The organism is Microbacterium awajiense, from assembly GCF_039536545.1.
GTDB lineage: Bacteria > Actinomycetota > Actinomycetes > Actinomycetales > Microbacteriaceae > Microbacterium > Microbacterium awajiense.
The window spans coordinates 1,711,747-1,733,193 of the sequence record NZ_BAAAYU010000005.1 but is presented as its reverse complement, the minus strand read 5'-3'; the positions used below and the strand labels follow the sequence as shown (position 1 = coordinate 1,733,193).

Below are 21,447 nucleotides of genomic sequence, written 5' to 3'. Positions count from 1 at the left end.
TGCAGCACCAAGGCCCGCCCCGGAGCCGCCGTGCCGGCGCGGCCCCCGTGCGCGAGGGCTACCCTCGGAGACATGGGTCGCCTCACCGCACGCAAGCCCGTCGTGAAGATCACGATCGGTGCGCAATCGCGCCGCCGACCCGACACCCTCGCCGTCGAGGAGCCCCTCGAGATCCGCGTCGCCGGCGAGCCGATGGCCATCACGATGCGCACGCCGGGGCACGACGTCGAGCTGGCGGCAGGGTTCCTCGTGTCGGAGGGCGTCATCGCGCAGGGGGCGCAGTTCCAGACCGCGATCCACTGCGGGGGCCCCGGCACCGGCGGCACCGACGGGAACACCTACAACATCCTCGACGTCACCCTCGCCCCTGACGTCGCCCTGCCCGATCCCGACCTCGCTCGGCGGTTCTACACGACGAGCTCGTGCGGTCTGTGCGGCACGGCATCGATCGACGCGGTCGAGAAGACTTCGTCGCATGCCGTCGCCGACGACGGAGCGAGCGTGGACTCCGCCGCGCTCGTGACCTTCCCCGACCGCCTGCGCGAGCACCAGGACGTCTTCGAGAAGACCGGCGGCCTGCACGCCGCCGCCCTCTTCGACGCCGAGACCAGCGACCTGCTCGTGCTCCGCGAAGACGTCGGCCGTCACAACGCCGTCGACAAGGTCGTCGGCTGGGCGGTGCTCGCCGACCGTCTGCCGCTGCGCGGCACCGTGCTGCAGGTCTCGGGGCGTGCGAGCTTCGAGTTGGTGCAGAAGGCGGTGATGGCCGGCATCCCGATCCTGTCTGCGGTGTCGGCCCCGTCGTCGCTCGCGGTCGACCTGGCCGAGGCGTCCGGCCTCACCCTCGCCGGATTCGTACGCGGCACGTCGATGAACCTCTACAGCCGGCCCGACCGCGTACGCGTCGACATCGCGATGCCGGCATGAGCCCGGCGATGCGCGAGGTCGAGGAACAGCAGTCGCTCGTGCTGTCGCGCGTGCGGACCGTCGAGGCGACGACCGTGCCCGTGAGCGCGGCCCTGGGCCGCACCCTCCGCGAGCCGCTGCGGGCGACCGTCGACATACCCGTGTTCGACAACTCCGCCATGGACGGCTTCGCCGTGCACTTCGCCGATGTCGCCGATGCGACCGTCGACGCCCCGGCCGAGCTGGCGGTGATCGCCGACCTTCCCGCCGGCACCGCCGACGATCCCCCGCTCGGCCGCGGCGAAGCGGCCCGCATCATGACCGGCGCGCCCGTGCCGACCGACGCCGACGCGATCGTGCCGTTCGAGGGCACCGTCGGCGGGCTGGCCGACTCGCTGGGTCGCATCCGTGTGGTGCAGCCCCCACGCGCAGCGGGCGTGCACATCCGGCGCCGCGGCGAAGACGTCCTCGCAGGCGACCTCGTGCTCGATGCCGGCGCGATGCTCGGCCCGCTGCAGCTCGCGGCGGCGGCCGCCGCGGGAGTCGCCGACGTGACGGTGTCGCGGATGCCGCGCATCGCCGTGGTCTCGACCGGGTCGGAACTCGTGGCGCCCGGTGCCCCCCTGCGCCGCGGGCAGATCCCCGAGTCGAACAGCGAGCTGCTCACCGGGCTCGCCACCGCCGCCGGCGCGGAGGTGGTGCTGCGGATGAGCGTGTCCGACGACGGTGGAGGCGTGCTGCGTGCCGTCGACGACGCCGAGGCGCTCGGCGCGGACGCGATCGTGTTCTCGGGCGGGGTGAGCGCCGGCGCCTACGAGCCGGTCAAGCGCAGCCTCGGCGGCGAGATGGAGTTCGCCGCGGTCGCCATGCAGCCGGGCAAGCCGCAGGGTTTCGGCGTGACACGGGGCGGAATGCTGCTGTTCGGGCTGCCGGGCAACCCGGTGAGTGCGGCTGTCTCGTTCGAGGTCTTCGTGCGGCCGGCGCTGCTGGCGATGACGGGCCGGACGGATGGCGACCGACCGCGGATCACCGTGCGCGCAGCAACGGGATGGCGCACGCCGCCGTCGCGCCGTCAGTATCTGCCGGCCGCGATCGACCGCACCGATCCGGCAGCGTGGACGGTGCGCCCGGCGACCCGCGGCGGTTCGGGATCCCACCTCGCGGGTGGCCTCGCCCTCGCCGAGGCATACGCGGTCGTGCCCGCCGACGTCGACGAGGTCTCGGCGGGCGACCCGATCGAGGTGCTGCTGCTGACATGAGCGAGCTCGGGGCGATCCTGCTCGCGGGTGGACGCGGCACCCGCGTCGACGGCGAGATCAAGCCGCTGTTCCAGGTCGGCGGCACGACGCTGCTCGAGCGCGCGGTGCGCGCGTCGACGGATGCCGGTGCCCGCCCGATCACGGTCGTCGCACCCGTTCTCGATCCGAAGCTGCCGGTGGACTGGGTGCGCGAGCATCCGCCGTTCGGGGGCCCGGCGGCGGCGGCCGTCGCCGCGCTCTCGGCGTGGGCGGAGGCCGGCACCCGACCGACGTGGACGCTGCTGCTCGCGTGCGATCTGCCACGCGCCGATCGTGCCGTCGCCGCACTCATGGCGGCGGTCCCGCTCCTGCCCGCCGACGGTGACGGCGTGTGCCTGGGGGGTGCGACCGGCCGTCCGCAATGGCTCACGGGCCTCTACCGCACGGCGGCGCTCGAGGATGCGGCGTCCCGCCTGCCCGACGCCGGTCGCGACGCCGCGGTGCGCGCGCTGGTCGACGACCTCGCGATCACCGTGATCGCCGACGTCGACGGGGGTACGGTCGACGTCGACACGTGGCAGGATCTGGAACGGGCCCGCGCCGAGGAGGACGCACCATGACCGAGACGAACCGCACGCTGCCCCCCGAAGCCCTCGACGCATGGGCGCATGCGCTGCGCGAGCGTTTCGGACTCGGCGAAGACGACATCCCGATCTCCCTGATCCTCGACCTCGCGCGCGACGTCGCCAACGGGGTCGCGCGCCCGGCAGCACCGCTGAGTGCATTCGTCGCGGGCCTCGTCGCCGGACGGGCGGGCGGTTCACCCGCCGACGTGCAGTCGGCCGTGACATCGATCACCGAGGCCGCGAAGAGCTGGGACGGCTGAATCCCCGCGACCGCCTCAGCGGTGCTCGAGCCGCACGATGACCGACTTCGAGGTCGGTGTGCCGCTCACGTCTGCCACCGAATCCAGCGGCACCAACACGTTGGTCTCGGGGTAGTACGCCGCGGCATTGCCCTGGGGTGTCGGGTACGCCACGACACGGAACCGCTCCGCCCGGCGCAGTTCGATCCCACCGTCGCGTGTGCGCCATTCCGACACCAGATCGACGATCTCGTCTTCGGCGAAGCCCAGCTGCCGGATGTCCTTCTCGTTGACGAGCACCACGCGGCGGGCGTTGTGGATGCCGCGGTACCGATCGTCCTTGCCGTAGATGGTGGTGTTGTACTGATCGTGCGAGCGGATGGTCTGCAGCAGCAGCCGGCCGCGAGGGATCACGGGGTACTCGAGCGGGTTGACCGTGAACTGCGCCCGGCCGTCCGAGGTCGCGAACCGGCGGGCATCGCGCGGGCCGTTGGGCAGCATCAGCGTGCGGCCCTTGTCGATGCGCTGCTCGTAGTCGTCGAAGCCGGGCACGACGTTCTGAATGTGCTGCCGGATGAGCGCATAGTCGGTCTCGAGCGCCGCCCAGTCGGCGCGCGGCGCGCCCCGACCGTCACCCGCCCCGGATGCCGCCCCCTCGGCGCCGTCGCGCTCCGCCTGGCCGCGCTCGGGGTCGCCCTCATGCGCCGGGGCGTCGTCGGGCGCGGCGCCGTCGGGGAACAGCATCCCGCACAGCCGTGCGATGATCGCGACCTCGCTGAGCATGTCGTCGGCGGGCGGGTCGAGGCGTCCGCGTGAGGAGTGGACGGCACCCATCGAGTCCTCGACGGTGACACGCTGCTCGGTGCCGCCGCGACGGTCGCGGTCGGTGCGCCCGAGGGTCGGCAGGATGATCGCCCGTCGACCGGTCACCACGTGCGAGCGGTTGAGCTTCGTCGACACCTGCACGGTCAGATCCATGGTGCGCAATGCGGCCTCGGTCACCGCGGTGTCGGGGGTGGCGCTGACGAAGTTGCCGCCCATGGCCATGAAGACCCGCGCCGTGCCGTCGCGCATCGCGCGGATCGCCTCGACGGTGTCGTACCCGTGCTCGCGCGGCGCGGTGAACGAGAACTCGGCGTCGAGGGCTGCCAGGAACGCCTCGGAGGGCTTCTCGTAGATGCCCATGGTGCGGTCGCCCTGCACGTTCGAGTGTCCGCGCACCGGGCAGACGCCGGCGCCCGGCCTGCCGATGTTCCCCTGCAGCAGCAGAACGTCGACGACGTCGCGCAGGGTGGCGACGGCGTGCTTGTGCTGTGTGAGCCCCATCGCCCAGCACACGATCGTCTTGCCGGACGTGCGCACCATCTCGCCGACGCGACGCAGGGCGGTCTCCGGCATCCCGGTCGCCTCGACGAGCTCGCGCCACGGCACCTCGGCCATCGCGGCGCGGTACGCATCGTATCCACTCGTGTGCTCGCCGACGAACGCGTGATCGACGACGTCGCCGTCGCGAGCCTCTGCTTCGAGCAGGTGCTTGCCGATCGCCTGGAACAGCGCCTGATCCCCGCCGAGACGGATCTGTGCGAACTCATCGGCCATCTTCGTTCCGCCGAGGATCACGCCCTTCGGCGTCTGCGGGTTCTCGAACCGGATGAGACCGGCCTCGGGCAGCGGATTCACGGCGATGATCTTCGCGCCGTTGCCCTTGGCCTTCTCGAGCGCGCTTAGCATGCGCGGGTGGTTCGTGCCCGGATTCTGGCCCGCCACGATCAGCAGGTCGGCGTCATGGATGTCCTCGATCGAGACCGTCCCCTTCCCGATCCCGAGGGTCTGGGTGAGCGCCGAGCCCGACGACTCGTGGCACATGTTCGAGCAGTCGGGCAGGTTGTTGGTCCCCAGGCCCCGCACCAGCAGCTGGTAGAGGAATGCGGCTTCGTTCGACGTGCGGCCCGACGTGTAGAAGATCGCCTCGTCGGGGTCGTCGAGCCCCCGCAGGGCCTCGGCGATCTCACGCAGCGCGTCGTCCCACGAGATCGGTCGGTAGTGCGTGGCATCCTCGTCGAGGATCATCGGATGCGTCAGTCGCCCCTGCTGGCCGAGCCACCAGTCGTCGTGGCCGGCGAGATCGTCGAGCGAGTGCGCGGCGAAGAACTCCGGGCCCACGCGGCGGAGCGTCGCCTCCTCGGCGACCGCCTTCGCACCGTTCTCGCAGAACTCGGCGACGTGGCGCTTGTCCTCTTCCGGCCACGCGCAGCCGGGGCAGTCGAAGCCGTCCTTCTGGTTGACCCGCAACAGAGTGCGGATGCTGCGGTCCACCCCCATCTGGTCGACCGCGACCTGCAGCCCGTGCAGCACGGCGGGCACACCGACCGCGACCTTCTTGCGGTCGGATACGCGCAGGTCCGACTCGTCGATGTCGCTCGTGGGGGGCTTCCTCGCCATGCCCCCCAGGCTACCGCCGGCGCCGGATGCCGCGGCCGGAGGTCACCGCCTGCCGGTGCCGAACAGCCCGCGGATCACCCCGTTGAGCACCGTCTGGGTCGTCTTCGAGTTGAGGATCTCCTCGATCGGCGACTTCTGGCTGTTGCGCGAGGTCCGGCTCGAGCCGGACGTCTTCTTCAGCAGTCGCTCGTATTCCTGCTGCGCCTTCTTGTCGGCCGCCGCCTGCGCCTTGTCGATCGCGGCCTGCTGCTTGGCGAGCTCGGCCTCGACCTTCGCCTTCTCGAGCGCCGCGTGCTCGGCGGCGGCTGCTTCGTCGGCGGCGGCCATCTTGGCGGTCAGCACCTCGCGCGCCGACTCGCGGTCGATCGCGGTGCCGTATTTCGCCAGCAGCGGCGACGCGACCACCGCGGCGTCGATGTCGGCGTCGGCCGACGGCGACATGAGCCCCTGGGGTGCACGCAGGCGGGTCCAGGCGACGGGAGTGGGGGCGCCCTTCTCGCTCATCACGGTGACGATCGCCTCGCCCGTGCCGAGCTCCTGCAACACGCGCTCGAGGTCGTAGCCGCTCCTCGGGTAGGTGCCGACGGTCGCCCGCAGGGCTTTCGCGTCGTCGGGTGTGAAGGCCCGCAGCGCGTGCTGCACGCGCGACCCGAGCTGGGCGAGCACGTCGCCGGGCACGTCCTTCGGCGTCTGCGTGACGAAGAAGACGCCGACGCCCTTCGAGCGGATCAGTCGCACGGTCTGCACGATCGCCGAGAGGAAGTCCTTGGAGGCATCCTTGAAGAGAAGATGCGCCTCGTCGAAGAAGAAGACGAGCTTGGGCTTGTCGAGGTCGCCCACCTCGGGGAGCATCTCGAACAGCTCGGCGAGCAGGTACATGAGGAACGTCGAGAACAGCGCCGGCTTGTCAGCGACCCCGGGCACCTCGAGCAGGCTGATGATGCCGCGACCGTCGGCTGCGGTGCGCAGGAACTCCGACACCTCGAACTCCGGCTCGCCGAAGAACACGTCGGCTCCACCGTCGGCGAACGTGATGAGTTCGCGCAGGATCACGCCCGCTGTCGCCGGTGACAGCCCGCCGAGCTCCTTGAGCTCTGCCTTGCCCTCGTCGCTGACGAGGTAGGTGAGCACCGCGCGCAGGTCCGACAGGTCGACGAGCGCCAGCCCCTGCTGGTCCGCGTAGTGGAAGACGAGGCCGAGGCTCGACTCCTGCGTCTCGTTGAGACCCAGCACCTTGCTCAGCAGCAGCGGTCCGAATCCGCTGACCGTCGCCCGCACCGGCACGCCCTTGCCGATGCCGCCCAGCGCGAAGTACTCGGTGGCGGATGCCTCGGGCTTCCAGTCCTGCCCGATCCCCCCCGTGCGGGCGAGCAGCTTCTCGCTCTCGACCCCCGGCGTCGCGACGCCCGACAGGTCGCCCTTGATGTCGGCGGCGAACACCGGCACCCCCTTGGCGGCCAGCTGTTCGGCGAGTCCCTGCAGCGTGCGGGTCTTGCCCGTTCCGGTGGCGCCGGCGATGAGACCGTGGCGGTTCATCATGCCGAGCGGGATGCGGATCTGCGCGTCGGGCACGGCATGGGTGTTGACGAGCGCGCCGAGATCGAGCGTCGTGACATCGAAGGTGTACCCGTCGATGATCGCGCGGATCTCGTCGGCGTCGAGCGGACCGTCTTCGGCCGCCTGGCCCAGATCAGGTGATCCGGCCGGGACAGGCTCATCGGCAGTGGGTTCGTCCTGTTCCGGCGCGATCACCTCATCCGGCGAACCCGATGCCGCCGGCCCGTCCGGCGTCGCAGCCGGGTCGGGGGTCGCCTTCGGGTCCGGGGCGTCGCCGCCCACGCGGGCCTTCGCGGCCGCGGCTTCGGCGGCCGCGAGCGCCGCTTTCGCCTGGGCGGCCTTGAGCTGCGCCTCGGCCGCGGCCGCTTCGGCGCGCAGGCGCTCGAGCTCGGCCTCGGCGGCGGCGACGGCAGGGTCGGAATCGCTCGGCGCGGTCATGCGCTCAGCCTAGCGAGGCTCCGGATCCTTCCCGGGGGCGCGGGCGGGAGCGCCGACCGACCCATGGCGCTCCTGCTCGGTCGCCAGCGGACGGGCGAAGGCGGCCGCCACCAGGAGGGCCGCCCCCGCTCCCACCAGCGCCCCGCCGATCGTGTCGCTCAGCCAGTGGGCTCCCAGGTAGGTACGGCTCCATGCCATCGCCAGGACCCACACGACGCCGGCGATGCCCATCCACAACCGCGGGAAGATCACGAACAGTGCGACGGCGATGGTCGTGGCGTTGGCGACGTGCCCGGACGGGAACGATCCGAAATCGGAGACGACGAGGATGTCTTCGGGCCGCGCGCGGCCCACCGTGTGCTTGATGATCTGCACGATGCCCGCGCTGGCCAGTTCGCACGCGATGAAGAAGCCGGCCGCCCAGGGCCTGCGCAGCGCCAAGAGGACGACGACGATGATCCCCGGCAGGACGAGGATGCCCATCAGTCCGCCGCCGATCCAGTCGAGGGCGTAGGCGAGCCACAGCGCGATCGGGCCTCGGCTCGCGGCGAGGAAGTCGTTCCACGCGCGGTCGAGGGCGAACGTGCCGTTGTCGAGGCCGACCACGATGCCGACGCCGAGCAGTGCTCCGGCGACGACGAGGCCCGCCCCGATCCACAGCGGCCGGCGATAGGCGACACGGATGTCCGACATCCCGCCATCCTGCCAGCGGTACGGCAGAATCCGGGCACATGAGCCGCACCCTTGACATCGTGCGTGCGTGTGTTGCACCCCTCACGCGCACACGGTGGTTCCGTCGCCTCGGCCCGTCGATCATGCCGGTCCTCGAGCGTGCCGCGACGGCGCTCACCGGGGGACGCGTGCAGGTCAGCGGGCTGCTGGTGCCCTCACTGGTGCTGCACACGACGGGGGCCCGTTCCGGCGAACCCCGCGATGCCGTCCTCATGTACACGCCCGACGGCCAGGGGCGGGCGATCGTCGCCGGCACCAACTTCGCCGGCGGCCGGCATCCGTCCTGGACGGGTAACCTGCTCGCCCACCCCGACGCGTCGATCACCGTGCGCGGCACGGACATGGCGGTACGGGCGACGCTCATCTCGGACGACGAGCGGGACGCGGTGTGGAGCCTCATCGAGCGGCAATGGCCCGGGTACCGCACCTACGAGCGGTCATCCGGCCGTACGGTGCGGCTGTTCCGGCTGCAGCCGGTGCGACACGACCGACCTACGGCGTGAGCAGCGCGACGGTGCGGGGGCGCACGACGAACCACAGCGCGAGCACACCGATCACCGCGCATCCCGCCATCACGGTGGCCATCGTGGTGGCGGTGATGCCGGCGTCCTGCGCGGCCCAGCCGACCAGAGGCGCGACGATGCCCGCGACGCCGAAGTTCGCCGCGCCCAAGATCGACTGCGCCGTGCCTGCGGCCCTGCCGTGGCGGTCGAGGGCGAGCACCTGCGCGCACGGGAACGTGAAGCCGCACGCGGTCATGAACACGAACAGCGGGGCCATCGTCCCCCATATCCCGAGGCCGAGCTGATCGGCGGTGATGATCGCCGCGCCGGCCAGAACCTGCGCGCCGGTCGAGTACGCGAGCACCCACTGGGGCCCGAATCGCGCCGCCAGCCGCGCCGCGATCTGCACGCCGACCACGATGCCGACCGAGTTGACCGCGAAGAGGATGCCGTACTGCTGAGGGTCGAAGCCGTAGCCCTCCTGGAACAGGAACGGCGAGGCCGACAGATATGAGAACAACCCGCTGAACGACATGGCGCCGATCACCAGCACGCCGAGGAAGACACGGTCCGAGAACACGCTGCGGTAGCGCTGCCACACCGTCGTCGCCCCCTTGTCGTGGCGGCGGGCGGGCGGCAGCGTCTCGGGGATCAGCGCGATCGCCGAGACGAGCATCACCGCGCCGTACAGGGCGAGCACCACGAACAGCCCGCGCCACGGCATCACCAGCAGCAGCGCGGATCCGATCAGCGGCGCGAACACCGGAGCCGCGCCGGTCACCAGTGCCAGGCGCGACAGCATCACGACGAGTCGCTTCCCACCGAACAGGTCGCGCACGATCGCCGCAGCGACGACACCGCCCGCGGCGGCACCGGCCCCCATGAACACGCGGGCGACCGTCAGCAGCTCGAGCGTGGGCGCGATCGCGGCCGCCGAGCTGGCGACGACATGCAGGGCCGTCACGACGAGCAGGGGGATGCGCCGCCCGACCTTGTCGCTGAGCGGACCGACGATCAGCTGTCCGATCGCGAAGCCGATCATCGTGCCGGTCAGCGTCAACTGGATGGCGGTGGCCGTGGTGTCGAAGTCGGCCTCGAGAGTCGGGAACGCCGGCAGGTACAGGTCGATCGTGAAGGGACCGAGCGCGGTGAGCGCACCGAGCAGGATGATGTAGACGACGCGGCGACGCGTGGTGATCGCATCGCCGGGGTGGAGCACGATCGGCGCGGTGGCGGGGTTCGCGCCGAGGGTGCGGATCGCCCCTGTCGTGCGCGGCGGCGACCCGTCCGGCGTCGGGGAGGCGGGCGGGGGCGGCGGCGCAGCCGGGCGCTGAGACGCCGAAGACTGCTGCTGCACCGGGATGGATGCGGTGTCGAGCACGAAGAGAGGCTTTCAGTCGAATCGATTCGAGTGACGATGTTACCGGATTTGACAGCACTCTTCGATCAGCCCGCGCCCAGGCCCGGCGCCTAGGATGGGCGAACATCCCCCATCGCCCGGCCGGGCCCGAGCCGAGATCATCATCGCCATGACCCCGACATCCGACCAGAAGCGCAACAGCGGCAATCCAGCCACGCAGGCCAAGATCGACCTGACCGTCAAGCAGCAGCGCGAGCAGAAGCGGCAGCAGAAGCTGGCCGAGTACCAGAAGCAGCTGGCCAAGCGCCGTCGCGGAAAGCTGGTGTGGTGGACGGTCGGCGGTGTCGCGGCCATCGCCGTCGTGGCCGTCGTCGTCGCCTCGATCGTGTTCGCACCCGAGCCGCCGCCCGAGTACACGGCCGGCAACAGCACCGGCGCCGAGATCGAGGGGGTCGAGACGTTCGAGAACGAGACCGACCACGTCACGGGCACCGTCGACTACGAGCAGTCGCCCCCCGCCGGCGGCCCGCACAACGCCGTCTGGCTCAATTGCGGCATCTACAGCGAGCCGGTTCCGAACGAGAACGCCGTGCATTCGCTCGAGCACGGCGCCATCTGGGTGACCTACGACGCGGATGCCGTCGCCGGCGACGACCTCGAGGCGCTCAAAGCGCAGATGCCGTCCAGCTACGTCATCCTCTCGCCGTACGAGGGCTTGGACTCCCCCGTCGTGTTGAGCGGCTGGAACAGCCAACTCAAGCTCGACTCCGTCGACGACGAGCGCATCGGGCAGTTCTTCACCGAGTTCTGGCGCAGCCAGAACGTGCCCGAGCCCGGTGCCGCGTGCACCGGCGCGCTCGACGCGCCCGGCAAGCAGTGACGCGATGACCGAGTCGTCCGCGGGCGGCCGCGCCGGCCGGTGGGCGCTGATCCTGCTCGCCGGGTTGGGTATCGCGGCACTCGCTTTCGCGATCGGGCGATTCTCGACGTTCGGCAGCACGGCGGCCACCGCGGCACCGACCACGGCCTCCGCCGAGGCGGGATTCTCTCGCGACATGCAGGTCCACCACGCGCAGGCGATCGCGATGGCCATGGAGATCTATCGCAAGACCGACGACGACGAGCTGCGCGTCCTCTCGTACGACATCGCCACCGGGCAGGCCGCGCAGCGGGGCGAGATGTACGACTGGCTCGTGCAGTGGGGGCTTCCCCAGGCCGGCGCCGCGACCATGGCCTGGATGGCGGACACCGACGCCGGCCACGACCACGGGGTGAGCGCGACCGAGCCGATGACGGATGCCGAAGCCCGCGAGGCCATGGGCATGGCCTCCGACGCCGAGCTCGGCGCCCTCGCGGCCGCCGACGGCATCGAGGCCGACTGCCTGTTCCTCGAGCTCATGATCCGCCACCATGAAGGGGCGATCCCGATGGCCGACGCCGTGATCGAACTCGGCTCCGAGCCACGCGTCCTCGCGGTGGCCGGCAGCATCCGGGCGGGGCAGACCGCCGAGATCGAGGCGATGCAGGCCATGCAGCAGCGGCTGGGCTGCGGCGGCTGAACGCACGCACGCCGCTACAGTGGTGCGGGTGAGCACGCAGACCGAGACCGCGCGACGCCGGCCCGTCCTGCTCACCGTCGCGGTCGTGATCGTCTACGTCAGCGCGCTCGCCAATGTCGCGGTGGGCGTCGTGGTGATGCTCAGCCGCTATGACGTACCCGAGGACTCGGTCCTCCCGGTCACGCTCCTCGGCGCCGCGATCGTGCTGCTGGGCCTGCTGATCATCGCGATCGCCTCGGGCCTGGCCCGAGGATCGCACTTGTCGCGCGTGCTCATCACCGTCTACGTCGCACTCCTGGCCGTCGGGCACGTCGCGACGATCGTCTCATCGGATGCGTGGGACTGGGGTTCGATCGTGCAGCTGCTCGCCGAGCTGTTCGTCGTCGCCGTCGTCTGGCTGCCGCCGGGCGCGCGTCACTTCACGCGCGCCGAGCCCGCCGTCTCGCCCACCTGAGACGCCGCCAGCGCCTTCGCCACGAAGCGGCGGTGGAAGAACCGGACGACCTCGATCGCGCCGATCGTCAGTGCGATCACGATCGCGATCAGCCACGCGGCCTGTTGACCGGGGTCCACGAGCTGGAAGAACTCGGTCGCGAGCGGGATGGTGAAGATCGCGATCAGGGCGATGAACATCGCTCCGATCACGAGCACCTTCATGCGCGTGACCGGACGCGAGAGCACCGTGAGCACCCAGATGCCGACGACGGCGAGGATGATCGTCGAGCCGGTGCGCAGCTCGTCTTCATCGATCCCCAACTGCATCGCGCCGAGCGTGTAGAGCGTGAGGGCGATCGCGATGATGATCCCTGCCGGGATCGCGAACGACAGTGAACGGCGCAGGAACCCCGGCACGTACCGCTGGGAGTTCGGCATGAGCGCGAGGAAGAACGCCGGGATGCCGATCGTCAGGCCGTCGGTGATCGACAGCTGTCGGGGCAGGAACGGGAACTCCAGCACCAGCAGTCCGAACAGGACCGCCAGACCGGTCGCGTACGCCGTCTTGGTGAGGAAGAGCATCGACACCCGTTCGATGTTCGCGATGACCTGCCGCCCCTCCGCGACGACGTCCGGCAGATGCGAGAAGCGTCCGTCGAGCAGGACGAGGCGCGCGACGGCCTTGGTCGCGGCTGCGCCGGAGTTCATGGCGATCCCCATGTCGGCGGTCTTGATCGCGAGCGCGTCGTTCACGCCGTCGCCGGTCATCGCGACGGTGTGCCCGCGCGCCTGGAGGGCGATCACGATCCGCTTCTTCTGTTCGGGAGTCACCCGGCCGAACACCGCGTGCTGCTCGAGCACATCCGCCAGCTCGTCGTCGTCCTCGGGCAGTCGGCGTGCGTCGAAGCCCTCGGCCGACTCGAGGCCGACCTCACGGGCGATCGCGGCGACCGTGCGGGGGTTGTCGCCCGAGATCACGCGCACGTCCACGCCCTGACGGGCGAAATAGGCGAGCGTCTCGGCGGCATCGGGCCGCACCTGCTCGCGGAAGGTCAGCACGAGCACCGGAGTCACACCGGGAGGCAGCCGCTCGGCGTCGACGTCTTCGTCATCGAGGGCGGTCGCGCTGTGCGCCAGCACGAGGGTGCGTCGGCCGGTCGCCGCCAGCGGGGTCACCGTGGCGCCCAGCGGCTGCTCCGGATCGGTGGCAGCGTCGCCGAACACCATCTCCGGAGCGCCCATCACCCAGGTACCCGAGGCGCGCGATGCGAACGAGACGGCACTCCACTTGCGTGCGGACGAGAAGGGGATGTACCGCGCCGGGGTGAGCGGCGCGTCGACGGGGTAGGGCTCACGCAGGCACTTCGCGGTGGCGTTCGCGTCGGGTGCCGAACCGTACCAGCCGAGGACGGCCGCGGCATCGGGCTCGTCCGCGCCGTCCAGCGGGTGAGCAGCGTCGAACTCGATCTCGCCGGCGGTGAGCGTTCCGGTCTTGTCGAGGCAGATGACGTCGATGCGGGCGAGGCCCTCGACGGCGGGCAGCTCGTTGACGAGGACCTGCTTGCCGGCGAGCTTGGCGGCGCCCACCGCGAAGGCGATCGACGTCATGAGCACCAGCCCCAGCGGGATCATCGCGGTCAGCGCCGCGATCGTGTTCACGACCGCCTGCACCCACGAGCCGCTCTCCCACGCCGTGCCCCAGCCGCCCGCGACCATCATCTGCGCGTTGAGCACGAGCAGCCCGATCGGCCCGATGAGCCAGGCCATCCAGCGCAGCACGCGGTCGATCGAGGTGCGCAGCTCGCTCGAGACCATCGAGAACTTCTTGGCCTCGTCGGCGAAGCGGTTCGCATAGGCCTCGGCGCCCACGCGGACGGCGACGGCGTCGCCTTCGCCCGCAACCACGATGGAGCCGGACAGCGCTTCGTCGCCCGGCTTCTTGTCGACGGCATCCGACTCGCCGGTCAGCATCGACTCGTCGATCTGCAGGGCACGGGATGCCACGACCACCGCATCTGCCGGCACCTGGTCGCCCGCACGCAGCACGAGGAGGTCGTCGGCGACGACCTCGGAGGGCGGGATCTCGACCTCCTCGCCGTCGCGGCGCACGCGGGCACGGGGTGCGTTGAGCAGGGCCAGGCGATCGAGGGCCGCCTTGGCCTTGAACTCCTGGTAGCTGCCGATGATCGAGTTCGCGAAGGCCGCGAGGCCGAACAGCGCGTCCTGCCAGCGGCCGAGCACGAGCAGGATGCCGAAGCACGTGAAGACGATGCCGTTGAACAGCGTGAACACGTTCGCCCGCACGATGGTCCAGGCGCTGCGGCTCGTGTCGGACTCGAACGCGTTGGCACGCCCGTCGGCCATCCGCTCGGCGACCTGCGCGGCGGTCAGCCCCCCGGCGGGAGTCGTGAGGGTGCGGCCGGAGTCATCGAGTGCGGCATCCATGCACACACCCTATGGCTCCGGCCGCGGCCGGCACCGAAGGCTCAGCCCTTGGTGGAACCGGCCAGCAGCCCCCTCACGAAGTATCTCTGCAGCGACAGGAACACGATCAGCGGCACGATCATCGCGATGAACGCGCCGGCGGTGAGCAGATGCCAGTCCTGCCCGCGGCTTCCCGTCATCTCGGCCAGCAGCTTGGTGATCGGCGCGACGTTGCCGTCGGCGAAGATCAGGGCGACCAGCAGGTCGTTCCACACCCACAGGAACTGGAAGATCGCCACCGACGCGATTGCCGGCGTCGTCAGCGGAAGGACGACCCGGAAGAAGATCTGCCCGTGGCCGGCACCGTCGACGCGCGCCGCCTCCATGACCTCGCGCGGAATCTCGGACACGAAGTTGTGGAGCAGGAAGATCATCAGCGGCAGACCGAACATCGTGTGGGCGATCCAGACCTGGGCGTATCCCGCCGATCCGAACGCCTGGATGACGGGAACGCCGAAGATCGTGCCCTGGGCGAACAGCTGCAGCACGGGGATGAACGCCATCTGGATCGGCACGATCTGCAGCGCGAACACCATGATGAAGATCAGGTTCTTGCCCTTGAAGTCCATCCAGGCGAACGCGTACGCCGCCAGCAGGGCCAACGAGATCGCGAACACCGTGGCGGGAATCGTGATCGCGAACGAGTTCACGAAGGCGCCCGCCATGTCGAGCTGCGTGTTTCCGGTCTGAAGCGCCGTGACGTAGTTGTCGAGCGTCCAGCCCCAGTTCTCGAAGACCGTCCACCATCCGGTGGTGCTGATGAGCTCCCGGGGACGGAACGACGAGATGAACAGGCCGAAGGTGGGGATCGTCCACGCGACGGCGATCACGAGTGCCGCAGCGGTTGCCCATCGCGAGGTGAGCCGCCGCTTGGTTCGGCGCAGGGGCGACTCCATCTTCGCCTCACCGCGCTTCTCGCGGGCGGCGGCCTCGTCGTCGATGGGCAGGTCGATCGGCTGAACGGTCATCAGCGCACCTCTCTCTGCTTCTTGAGTTGTACCGCGTTGTAGATGACGATCGGCATCACCAGGATGAACAGGATGAGCGCGAACGCCGCCGATCTGCCGGCTTCGAACGCCTGGAACTGCGAGTACATCTCATTGGCGAGCACCGAGGTGTTGTTCGCCCCCGAGGTCATGGTCCGCACGATGTCGAACACCTTCAGCGACAGGATCGAGATCGTCGTGAGCACGACGATGAGCGCCGGCCGGATGCCGGGAACGATGACATTGAAGAACTTCTGCCACCCGTTCGTGCCGTCCAGCTCCGCCGCTTCCAGCTGTTCCGTCGGCACGCCCTTGATCGCCGCCGACAGGACGACCATCGCGAAACCGGTCTGGATCCAGATGAACACGACGATCAGCCACAGCGTGTTCCACGGGTCGTCGGCGAGGAAGTTGTACGGCTCGCCGCCGAACCAGACGATCACCTGGTTGAGGAATCCGATCTGCTCGGAGGTGGCCGGACGCGGCGTGTACATGAACCGCCAGATGATCGACGCGCCGACGAACGAGATGGCCATCGGCAGGAACACGAGGATCTTGTAGTACTTCTCACCGCGCGTCTTGTCGATGAAGTAGGCGTACGCCAGTCCTGCCGCCGTCGAGACGATGGGGGCGATCAGCACCCAGATGATGGTGTTGACGATGACCCGCACGTTCTGAGGCTGCGAGAAGATCCAGATGAAGTTGTCGAGTCCGACGAACTCGGTGGCCCGCGAGTTCATGAATGCGCCGATCGTCGTCTGGATCGTGGGGACCACGAGACCCACCAGCAGCAGCAGGATCGCCGGCGCCAGGAACCCCACGAGCTGGAACATCGACCCCGCGCCACCGCTCGCGCGGCGATCGAGGAAGAAGAACAGCAGGCCGAGCACCGCCGCGGCGGCGATCGCCCACTGATAGGACTGCAGCATCCACAGCACCAGAGCGGGGCCGGCCACGCACGCGATCAAGCGGATGACCGTGTACATGCGCCCTCGCCGGGGCGCGATTTCGATGAAGAACAGGATGAGCGCCACGATGGCGAGGAAGATCGCCACGATGACGACGATCTCGAGCCAGGGATTGAGCGTGGCGAGCCATTGGAAGAAGGCGGCGATCGACATGTCTACCTTTCGAGTGCGACGTCGGACTCGGGTGCGGCGATCTCACTCTGCCGCTTTCCGATGAGCGGGGCCACCCCTCGGGGTGACCCCGCTCATGTCATTGGATCAGCTGGACGGCCAGCCGGACTCGATCTGCTCGAGCACCGTGTCGGTCGGTGTGCCGTTCACCCAGTCGACCATGCCCTTCCAGAACGTTCCCGCGCCCACAGCCGACGGCATGAGGTCGGATGCGTCGAACCGGAACGTGGTCGCGTCGTCCTGCAGGATGCCGATTGCCTCCTTGAGGATGTCGCTCGAGGCGTTCTGCGGGTCGAGACCCTTGTTGGCGCTGATGACGCCACCGAGGGAGACGCGCGAGTTGGCCCACTCGGGGCTCGACAGGTACTCCTGCACCTTCTGCGTCGACTCCGAGTCGTCGAACGCTCCGACGATCTCGCCGCCACCCGTGACGACCGCTCCTTCTGCGCCGCCGCCGCCGAAGCCCGGCGTGATGAAGGCCCAGATGTCGCCGTCTTCGGCGACGTTGCCACCGGCGTCGACGATGAAGCCGTCGTAGAACGACGCCTGGTGGTGCAGAACGCAGTCACCGTTGACCAGTGCCGTCGCCGGGTCGCCGAACGACGTCGTGACGATCGTGTCGAGACCGCCGTAGCCCGCGTTCACGTAGTTCGGGTCGAGCGCGATCTTGCCGAACTCGTCGAACGCCGACTTGATCTGCGGGTCGGTGAAAGGCACTTCGTTCGCCACCCAGCCGTCGTAGACCTCGGTGCCCGACTGACGCAGGACGATGTCTTCGATCCAGTCGGTTCCTGGCCAGCCGGTCGCGGCATCCGAGCCGAAGCCGATGCACCACGGCGGGTTGCCGGTGTCGGACTGGATCTGCGCGGTCAGGTCGATCAGCTCGTCCCACGACACCGGGATCTCCCAGCCGTTGTCGGCGAACACCGACGGCGAGTACCAGATCCAGCCCTTGACGCTGGCCATGAGCGGAGCGCCGTAGAGCGTGCCGTCGACCGTGCCATACCCGGCCCAGTCCTCCGACCAGTACTCGGCGACGTTCTGCGCGACGGCCTCGGGCGCGGGTACGAGGAATCCGCGCGTCGCCATGTCGGCGAGCAGACCGGGCTGCGGGAAGATCGCCAGATCGGGTGCGTTGCCACCCTGGGCGCGCACGGCGATCTGGGCCTCGAACTCCTTCGACGCCTCGTACTCGATGTCGATGCCGTTCTCTTCCTCCCAGTCGGCCCACGACTCTTCGAGCAGTTCGGCCTCGGTGTCCGAGATCGTGCCGTAGACGGTGACGACCATGTCGTCGTCACCGCCGTCGCCGTCGCCGCCGCCGCCGGTGCCGGGTCCGCCGGAGCATCCGGCCATCACCATGCCGGCGGCGCCGAGCGCCGCGACCGAGATGAGGATGCGTCCTCGTCTCTGAGTCTTCATAGGTCCTCCTCTTCGAGCGGGGGGCGCTGCGCCCCTCCGTGGTGAATCGGGTGTGCAGGAACATAGGGAACCGATTCCATGCCACGGTATTGGAGAAACAGGTTACGGCACAACATCAGGAAAGGTCACAACTGCGTAACCGCGGAAAATCGGGAATGTCTCCGTTGCGCGAAGCGTGGAACCGGTTCCGGACTTTCGACGTTTGCCCTAGGCTGGGGCCGCGCGATCATCGAGGGTGCGCTGCGGAAGGGATCGACTGGTGGGCGGAATCGCGGATGTCGCGAAGCGCGCCGGCGTGTCCAAGGCGACCGCCAGCCGCGCGCTCACGGGGGCAGGGTACGTCTCGCCCACGACGCGACAGAAGGTCGTGAGCGCGGCGCGCGAACTCGGCTATGTCGCCTCCACGAGCGCCGTGAGCCTCGCCACCGGGCGTACGCGCAACGTCGGCGTCATCATGCCCTACGTGAACCGGTGGTTCTTCGCAGAAGTACTCGAAGGCATCCAGCGCTCCCTTCTCGAGCGCGATCTCGATCTCACCCTGTACGACGCGAAGCCCGGCACCGTGGGCCGCCAGCGCATCTTCGACGACTACCTCGCGCGCAAACGGTTCGATGGGCTCATCGCCGTCGGGCTCGAGCCCGCCGACCACGAGATCGAGCGGATGCACGCGATCGACCGCCCGGTCGTCATGATCGTCGGCGACGAGGGCACGACGTGCACCGTGGGCATCGACGACGACCACGCGGTGCGGCGCGCGACCGAGCACCTCATCGGACTCGGTCACACCGACATCGCCTTCCTGGGCGGCGGCGGCGCCGACTGGGCCATGGTGGATCGCCGTCGACTGAGCGGCTATGAGGCGGCCATGGCCGAGGCCGGCCTGGCCGACCGAGCGCAGCACGTGCAGTCGGAGGTCACGCTCCCCGGCGGCTACGCCGCGGCCGCCGATCTGCTCGGCGACACCCGCCGGCCGACCGCCGTCGTCGGGGTCTGTGACGAGGTGGCGATCGGGGCGATGATCGCCGCCCGTCGGCTCGGCATCCGCGTGCCCAGCGAATTGAGTGTCGTCGGCATCGACGACCACGAGTTCGCCGAGATGTTCTCGCTCACCACACTGGAGCAGATTCCGCGAGAGCAGGGATCGGCCGCGGTCGACCTGCTGCTCCAGCAGATCGCCCAACCCGACCGACCGCCTGTCGACGTGCGGCTCAAGGCGCGCCTGGTCGTGCGTGCATCGACGGCTCCGCCCGACACCCGGGCATGAACGAGGGCCCCGGATGCGGCATCCGGGGCCCTCGTCGAGGTGTTGCTGAAGCGGGACGTCAGCTCAGGGTGACGGTCGCGCCGGCCTCTTCGAGCTTCGCCTTGGCCTTCTCGGCGTCGTCCTTGTTCGCACCCTCGAGCACGGGCTTGGGGGCACCGTCGACGACGGCCTTCGCCTCGCCGAGGCCGAGCGAGGTGAGCTCGCGGACGACCTTGATGACCTGGATCTTCTTGTCGCCGGCAGCCTCGAGGATGACGTCGAACGAGTCCTTCTCCTCCTCGGCGGCGGCCTCGCCACCCGCGCCACCGGCAGCGGGAGCACCCGCGGCGGCAACGGCGACCGGGGCGGCGGCGGTGACCTCGAAGGTCTCCTCGAACTTCTTCACGAACTCGCTGAGCTCGATGAGCGACAGCTCCTTGAAGGCGTCGAGCAGCTCGTCAGTGGTGAGCTTTGCCATGATGATTCTCCTTGTTGATGGGGGTTGTTCGCCGGGGACCTGAGATCAGGCCGCGGACTCCTGCTTCTCACGCAGCGCGTCGACCGTGCGGACGGCCTTCTGCAGCGGTGCGTTGAAGACGTATGCCGCCTGGAACAGCGAGGCCTTCATCGCGCCGGCGAGCTTCGCCAGCAGGACTTCACGGCTCTCGAGGTCGGCGAGCTTGTTGACCTCGTCCGCGGTCAGGGGGGCACCGTCGAAGAAGCCGCCCTTGATCACGAGATGAGGGTGTGCCTTGGCGAAGGCACGAAGACCCTTCGCGACGGAGACAGGGTCACCGTGCACGAAAGCGACGGCCGACGGACCCTTCAGGTCGTCGTCCAGCGCCGTGATCCCCGCGTTGTTCGCGGCGATCTTGGTCAGCGTGTTCTTCACCACGGCGTATTCCGCGTCCTGACGAATGCTGTTGCGAAGCTCCTTGAGCTCGGCAACCGTCAGACCGCGGTACTCGGTGAGCAGTACGGCGGTCGAGTCCTCGAAGTTCTTCGTGAGCTCGGCGACCGATGCTTCCTTCTGCGCCATGGCCACTCCTTGTGTGTACGAGACGCTCCGCAGTGGCGGGGCGTCGGCCTGGACCAGCGGCGCCTGCGCATGAAAAAAGCTCCGGCGCAAGCGCACGGAGCGGGAGTCCTGGATTCAGGAGATCGATCTGTGACACCTGCGCGGGCCCCTGCATTCGCAGTGCTTCGATCTCGGTGCGCATGCGCACCTCGATGACCGGCGGTCTTCGGCTTCGACCAGTGTAGGCGACCGATGCGGGCCGGCCAAATCGCGGGCATCCCGTCATCGCGCAGCGCGCCCGCGGGTGTCGCGCGGGCGGGTGTCGCGGCGGCGGGATACCGTGATGGGGTGACCCCCGAACTCGCCGCCCGCGTCGTCGCCGACGCTCGCGACCGGGTCGCCTGGGTGCGTGCACGCTCGCGCGGGATCACCGCGACCGACGTCGCGACGCTCACGAGCGAGCGGGCGATCGCACGTGCCGCCGATGCCAAACTCGGCGGCTCGGGCTTCTCGGGCAACGCCTTCACCGCGCACGGCCGCGCGCGCGAGCCGCAGATCGCAGCCTGGGTCGCGGCGACCCACGGCATCCAGCCGTCGAGCGCTCTGTTCCACGCCGAGATCGAGAAACGCCACCTCGCGACACCGGACGGCATCGCGGTGGATCCGTCAGGCCGCGTGACGCTCGCCGAGATCAAGACGACGAACAAGGCGTGGCGCAGCATCCCGCGCTCGTACCTGCGGCAGGTGTGGTGGCAGCAGCACGTGCTCGGGGCCGAGCGCACCCTCGTCGCATGGGAGCAGCACGACGACTTCGTGCCCGTCCATGACGAGCCACGGTGCGTGTGGATCGACCGCGACGACGCGCAGATCGCGCAACTCGTACATCTGGCCACAGCCCTCATCGACGAGCTCTACGAGCGCACGACCGGCCGTCGCGCGCCGCGCCCCGCCGAGCGGACGCCGCGCCCCGCACCGCGCCAGCCGTTCCGCGCCCTCGCGCTCGCCGACTGAACCGCACGATCGGTTGACGGGTGTCGACCGAGGACGTATGGTTGACTTTGCTCAACCATTGATCTGAGTCAACCATCATCGCGCCAGCGACGTCGCCCCGTCTTCGCGA

At 69.5% G+C, this 21,447-nt stretch carries 20 protein-coding genes; 10 read left to right on the top strand and 10 right to left on the bottom strand.

From position 1 onward, the window contains the following. Positions 1-72 precede the first annotated feature (72 nt). The 4 genes from fdhD to ABD663_RS14700 are packed head-to-tail and all read left to right on the top strand — an operon-like array spanning position 73 to position 3,030. On the top strand, positions 73-927 hold the full coding sequence (gene fdhD / locus ABD663_RS14715) for a formate dehydrogenase accessory sulfurtransferase FdhD (protein WP_344739834.1): 855 nt from the start codon (positions 73-75) through the stop codon (positions 925-927). Next, positions 924-2,165: a molybdopterin molybdotransferase MoeA gene (locus ABD663_RS14710; protein ID WP_344739831.1), complete on the top strand. Its 1,242-nt coding sequence runs from the start codon at positions 924-926 to the stop codon at positions 2,163-2,165. The genes fdhD and ABD663_RS14710 overlap by 4 nt, the downstream gene beginning before the upstream one ends. Then, positions 2,162-2,764 (top strand): molybdenum cofactor guanylyltransferase, encoded by a 603-nt coding sequence (mobA, locus tag ABD663_RS14705; protein WP_344739829.1) that lies wholly within the window; start codon positions 2,162-2,164, stop codon positions 2,762-2,764. Before ABD663_RS14710 ends, mobA begins: the two co-directional genes overlap by 4 nt. Then, positions 2,761-3,030, top strand: coding sequence for a DUF6457 domain-containing protein (locus ABD663_RS14700; protein WP_344739827.1), 270 nt, complete (start codon positions 2,761-2,763; stop codon positions 3,028-3,030). The genes mobA and ABD663_RS14700 overlap by 4 nt, the downstream gene beginning before the upstream one ends. 15 nt (positions 3,031-3,045) lie before the next feature. Here the strand turns inward: ABD663_RS14700 and ABD663_RS14695 are convergent, their stop codons facing one another. From ABD663_RS14695 to ABD663_RS14685, 3 genes are read right to left on the bottom strand one after another with little or no spacing between them, the layout of a single operon-like run. Beyond that, entirely contained in the window at positions 3,046-5,451 is a 2,406-nt protein-coding gene (locus ABD663_RS14695) for an FdhF/YdeP family oxidoreductase (protein ID WP_344739825.1), read from the bottom strand. Positions 5,452-5,493: 42 nt separating this feature from the next. Further along, positions 5,494-7,446, bottom strand: coding sequence for a helicase HerA-like domain-containing protein (locus ABD663_RS14690; protein WP_344739823.1), 1,953 nt, complete (start codon positions 7,444-7,446; stop codon positions 5,494-5,496). A gap of 9 nt (positions 7,447-7,455) precedes the next feature. Beyond that, complete coding sequence (locus ABD663_RS14685; protein ID WP_344739821.1) at positions 7,456-8,139, bottom strand: phosphatase PAP2 family protein; 684 nt, start codon at positions 8,137-8,139, stop codon at positions 7,456-7,458. 38 nt (positions 8,140-8,177) lie between these two features. On the opposite strand from ABD663_RS14685, the gene ABD663_RS14680 reads away from it, so the two are divergent. After that, positions 8,178-8,681: a nitroreductase family deazaflavin-dependent oxidoreductase gene (locus tag ABD663_RS14680; protein WP_344739819.1), complete on the top strand. Its 504-nt coding sequence runs from the start codon at positions 8,178-8,180 to the stop codon at positions 8,679-8,681. Here the strand turns inward: ABD663_RS14680 and ABD663_RS14675 are convergent. Beyond that, complete coding sequence (locus ABD663_RS14675; RefSeq protein ID WP_344740262.1) at positions 8,671-9,939, bottom strand: multidrug effflux MFS transporter; 1,269 nt, start codon at positions 9,937-9,939, stop codon at positions 8,671-8,673. The two genes, ABD663_RS14680 and ABD663_RS14675, sit on opposite strands and share 11 nt — an antisense overlap. 271 nt (positions 9,940-10,210) lie before the next feature. Between ABD663_RS14675 and ABD663_RS14670 the strand changes: the two genes are divergently transcribed. The 3 genes from ABD663_RS14670 to ABD663_RS14660 are packed head-to-tail and all read left to right on the top strand — an operon-like array spanning position 10,211 to position 12,054. Next, the gene (locus ABD663_RS14670; RefSeq protein WP_344739817.1) at positions 10,211-10,921 is read left to right on the top strand and encodes a thioredoxin-like domain-containing protein; all 711 of its coding nucleotides are present in this window, start codon (positions 10,211-10,213) and stop codon (positions 10,919-10,921) included. A gap of 4 nt (positions 10,922-10,925) precedes the next feature. After that, on the top strand, positions 10,926-11,600 hold the full coding sequence (locus ABD663_RS14665; protein ID WP_344739815.1) for a DUF305 domain-containing protein: 675 nt from the start codon (positions 10,926-10,928) through the stop codon (positions 11,598-11,600). A 28-nt stretch (positions 11,601-11,628) separates the two neighbouring features. Beyond that, the gene (locus ABD663_RS14660) at positions 11,629-12,054 is read left to right on the top strand and encodes a hypothetical protein (RefSeq protein WP_344739813.1); all 426 of its coding nucleotides are present in this window, start codon (positions 11,629-11,631) and stop codon (positions 12,052-12,054) included. Here ABD663_RS14660 and ABD663_RS14655 read toward each other — a convergent pair. The 4 genes from ABD663_RS14655 to ABD663_RS14640 all read right to left on the bottom strand — a co-directional run bounded on the left by ABD663_RS14655 (position 12,015) and on the right by ABD663_RS14640 (position 18,066). Next, a complete protein-coding gene (locus ABD663_RS14655) occupies positions 12,015-14,480 on the bottom strand; it encodes an HAD-IC family P-type ATPase (RefSeq protein ID WP_344739811.1) in 2,466 nt (821 codons plus the stop codon). The two genes, ABD663_RS14660 and ABD663_RS14655, sit on opposite strands and share 40 nt — an antisense overlap. Before the next feature lie 41 nt (positions 14,481-14,521). Then, entirely contained in the window at positions 14,522-15,487 is a 966-nt protein-coding gene (locus ABD663_RS14650) for a carbohydrate ABC transporter permease (protein ID WP_425561786.1), read from the bottom strand. Beyond that, positions 15,487-16,620, bottom strand: a complete 1,134-nt coding sequence (locus tag ABD663_RS14645) for a carbohydrate ABC transporter permease (protein ID WP_425561803.1) — start codon at positions 16,618-16,620, stop codon at positions 15,487-15,489. Before ABD663_RS14645 ends, ABD663_RS14650 begins: the two co-directional genes overlap by 1 nt. Before the next feature lie 111 nt (positions 16,621-16,731). Then, positions 16,732-18,066 (bottom strand): ABC transporter substrate-binding protein, encoded by a 1,335-nt coding sequence (locus ABD663_RS14640; RefSeq protein ID WP_344739807.1) that lies wholly within the window; start codon positions 18,064-18,066, stop codon positions 16,732-16,734. A gap of 259 nt (positions 18,067-18,325) precedes the next feature. Between ABD663_RS14640 and ABD663_RS14635 the strand changes: the two genes are divergently transcribed. Then, positions 18,326-19,330, top strand: coding sequence for a LacI family DNA-binding transcriptional regulator (locus ABD663_RS14635; RefSeq protein ID WP_344739805.1), 1,005 nt, complete (start codon positions 18,326-18,328; stop codon positions 19,328-19,330). A 58-nt stretch (positions 19,331-19,388) separates the two neighbouring features. On the opposite strand, the gene rplL is transcribed toward ABD663_RS14635, so the two are convergent. Continuing rightward, positions 19,389-19,787, bottom strand: coding sequence for a 50S ribosomal protein L7/L12 (gene rplL / locus ABD663_RS14630; protein ID WP_344739803.1), 399 nt, complete (start codon positions 19,785-19,787; stop codon positions 19,389-19,391). Between the two features lie 45 nt (positions 19,788-19,832). Further along, a complete protein-coding gene (rplJ, locus tag ABD663_RS14625) occupies positions 19,833-20,348 on the bottom strand; it encodes a 50S ribosomal protein L10 (protein ID WP_344739801.1) in 516 nt (171 codons plus the stop codon). 327 nt (positions 20,349-20,675) lie between these two features. On the opposite strand from rplJ, the gene ABD663_RS14620 reads away from it, so the two are divergent. After that, complete coding sequence (locus ABD663_RS14620) at positions 20,676-21,338, top strand: YqaJ viral recombinase family protein (protein WP_344739799.1); 663 nt, start codon at positions 20,676-20,678, stop codon at positions 21,336-21,338. Positions 21,339-21,447: the final 109 nt, after the last annotated feature.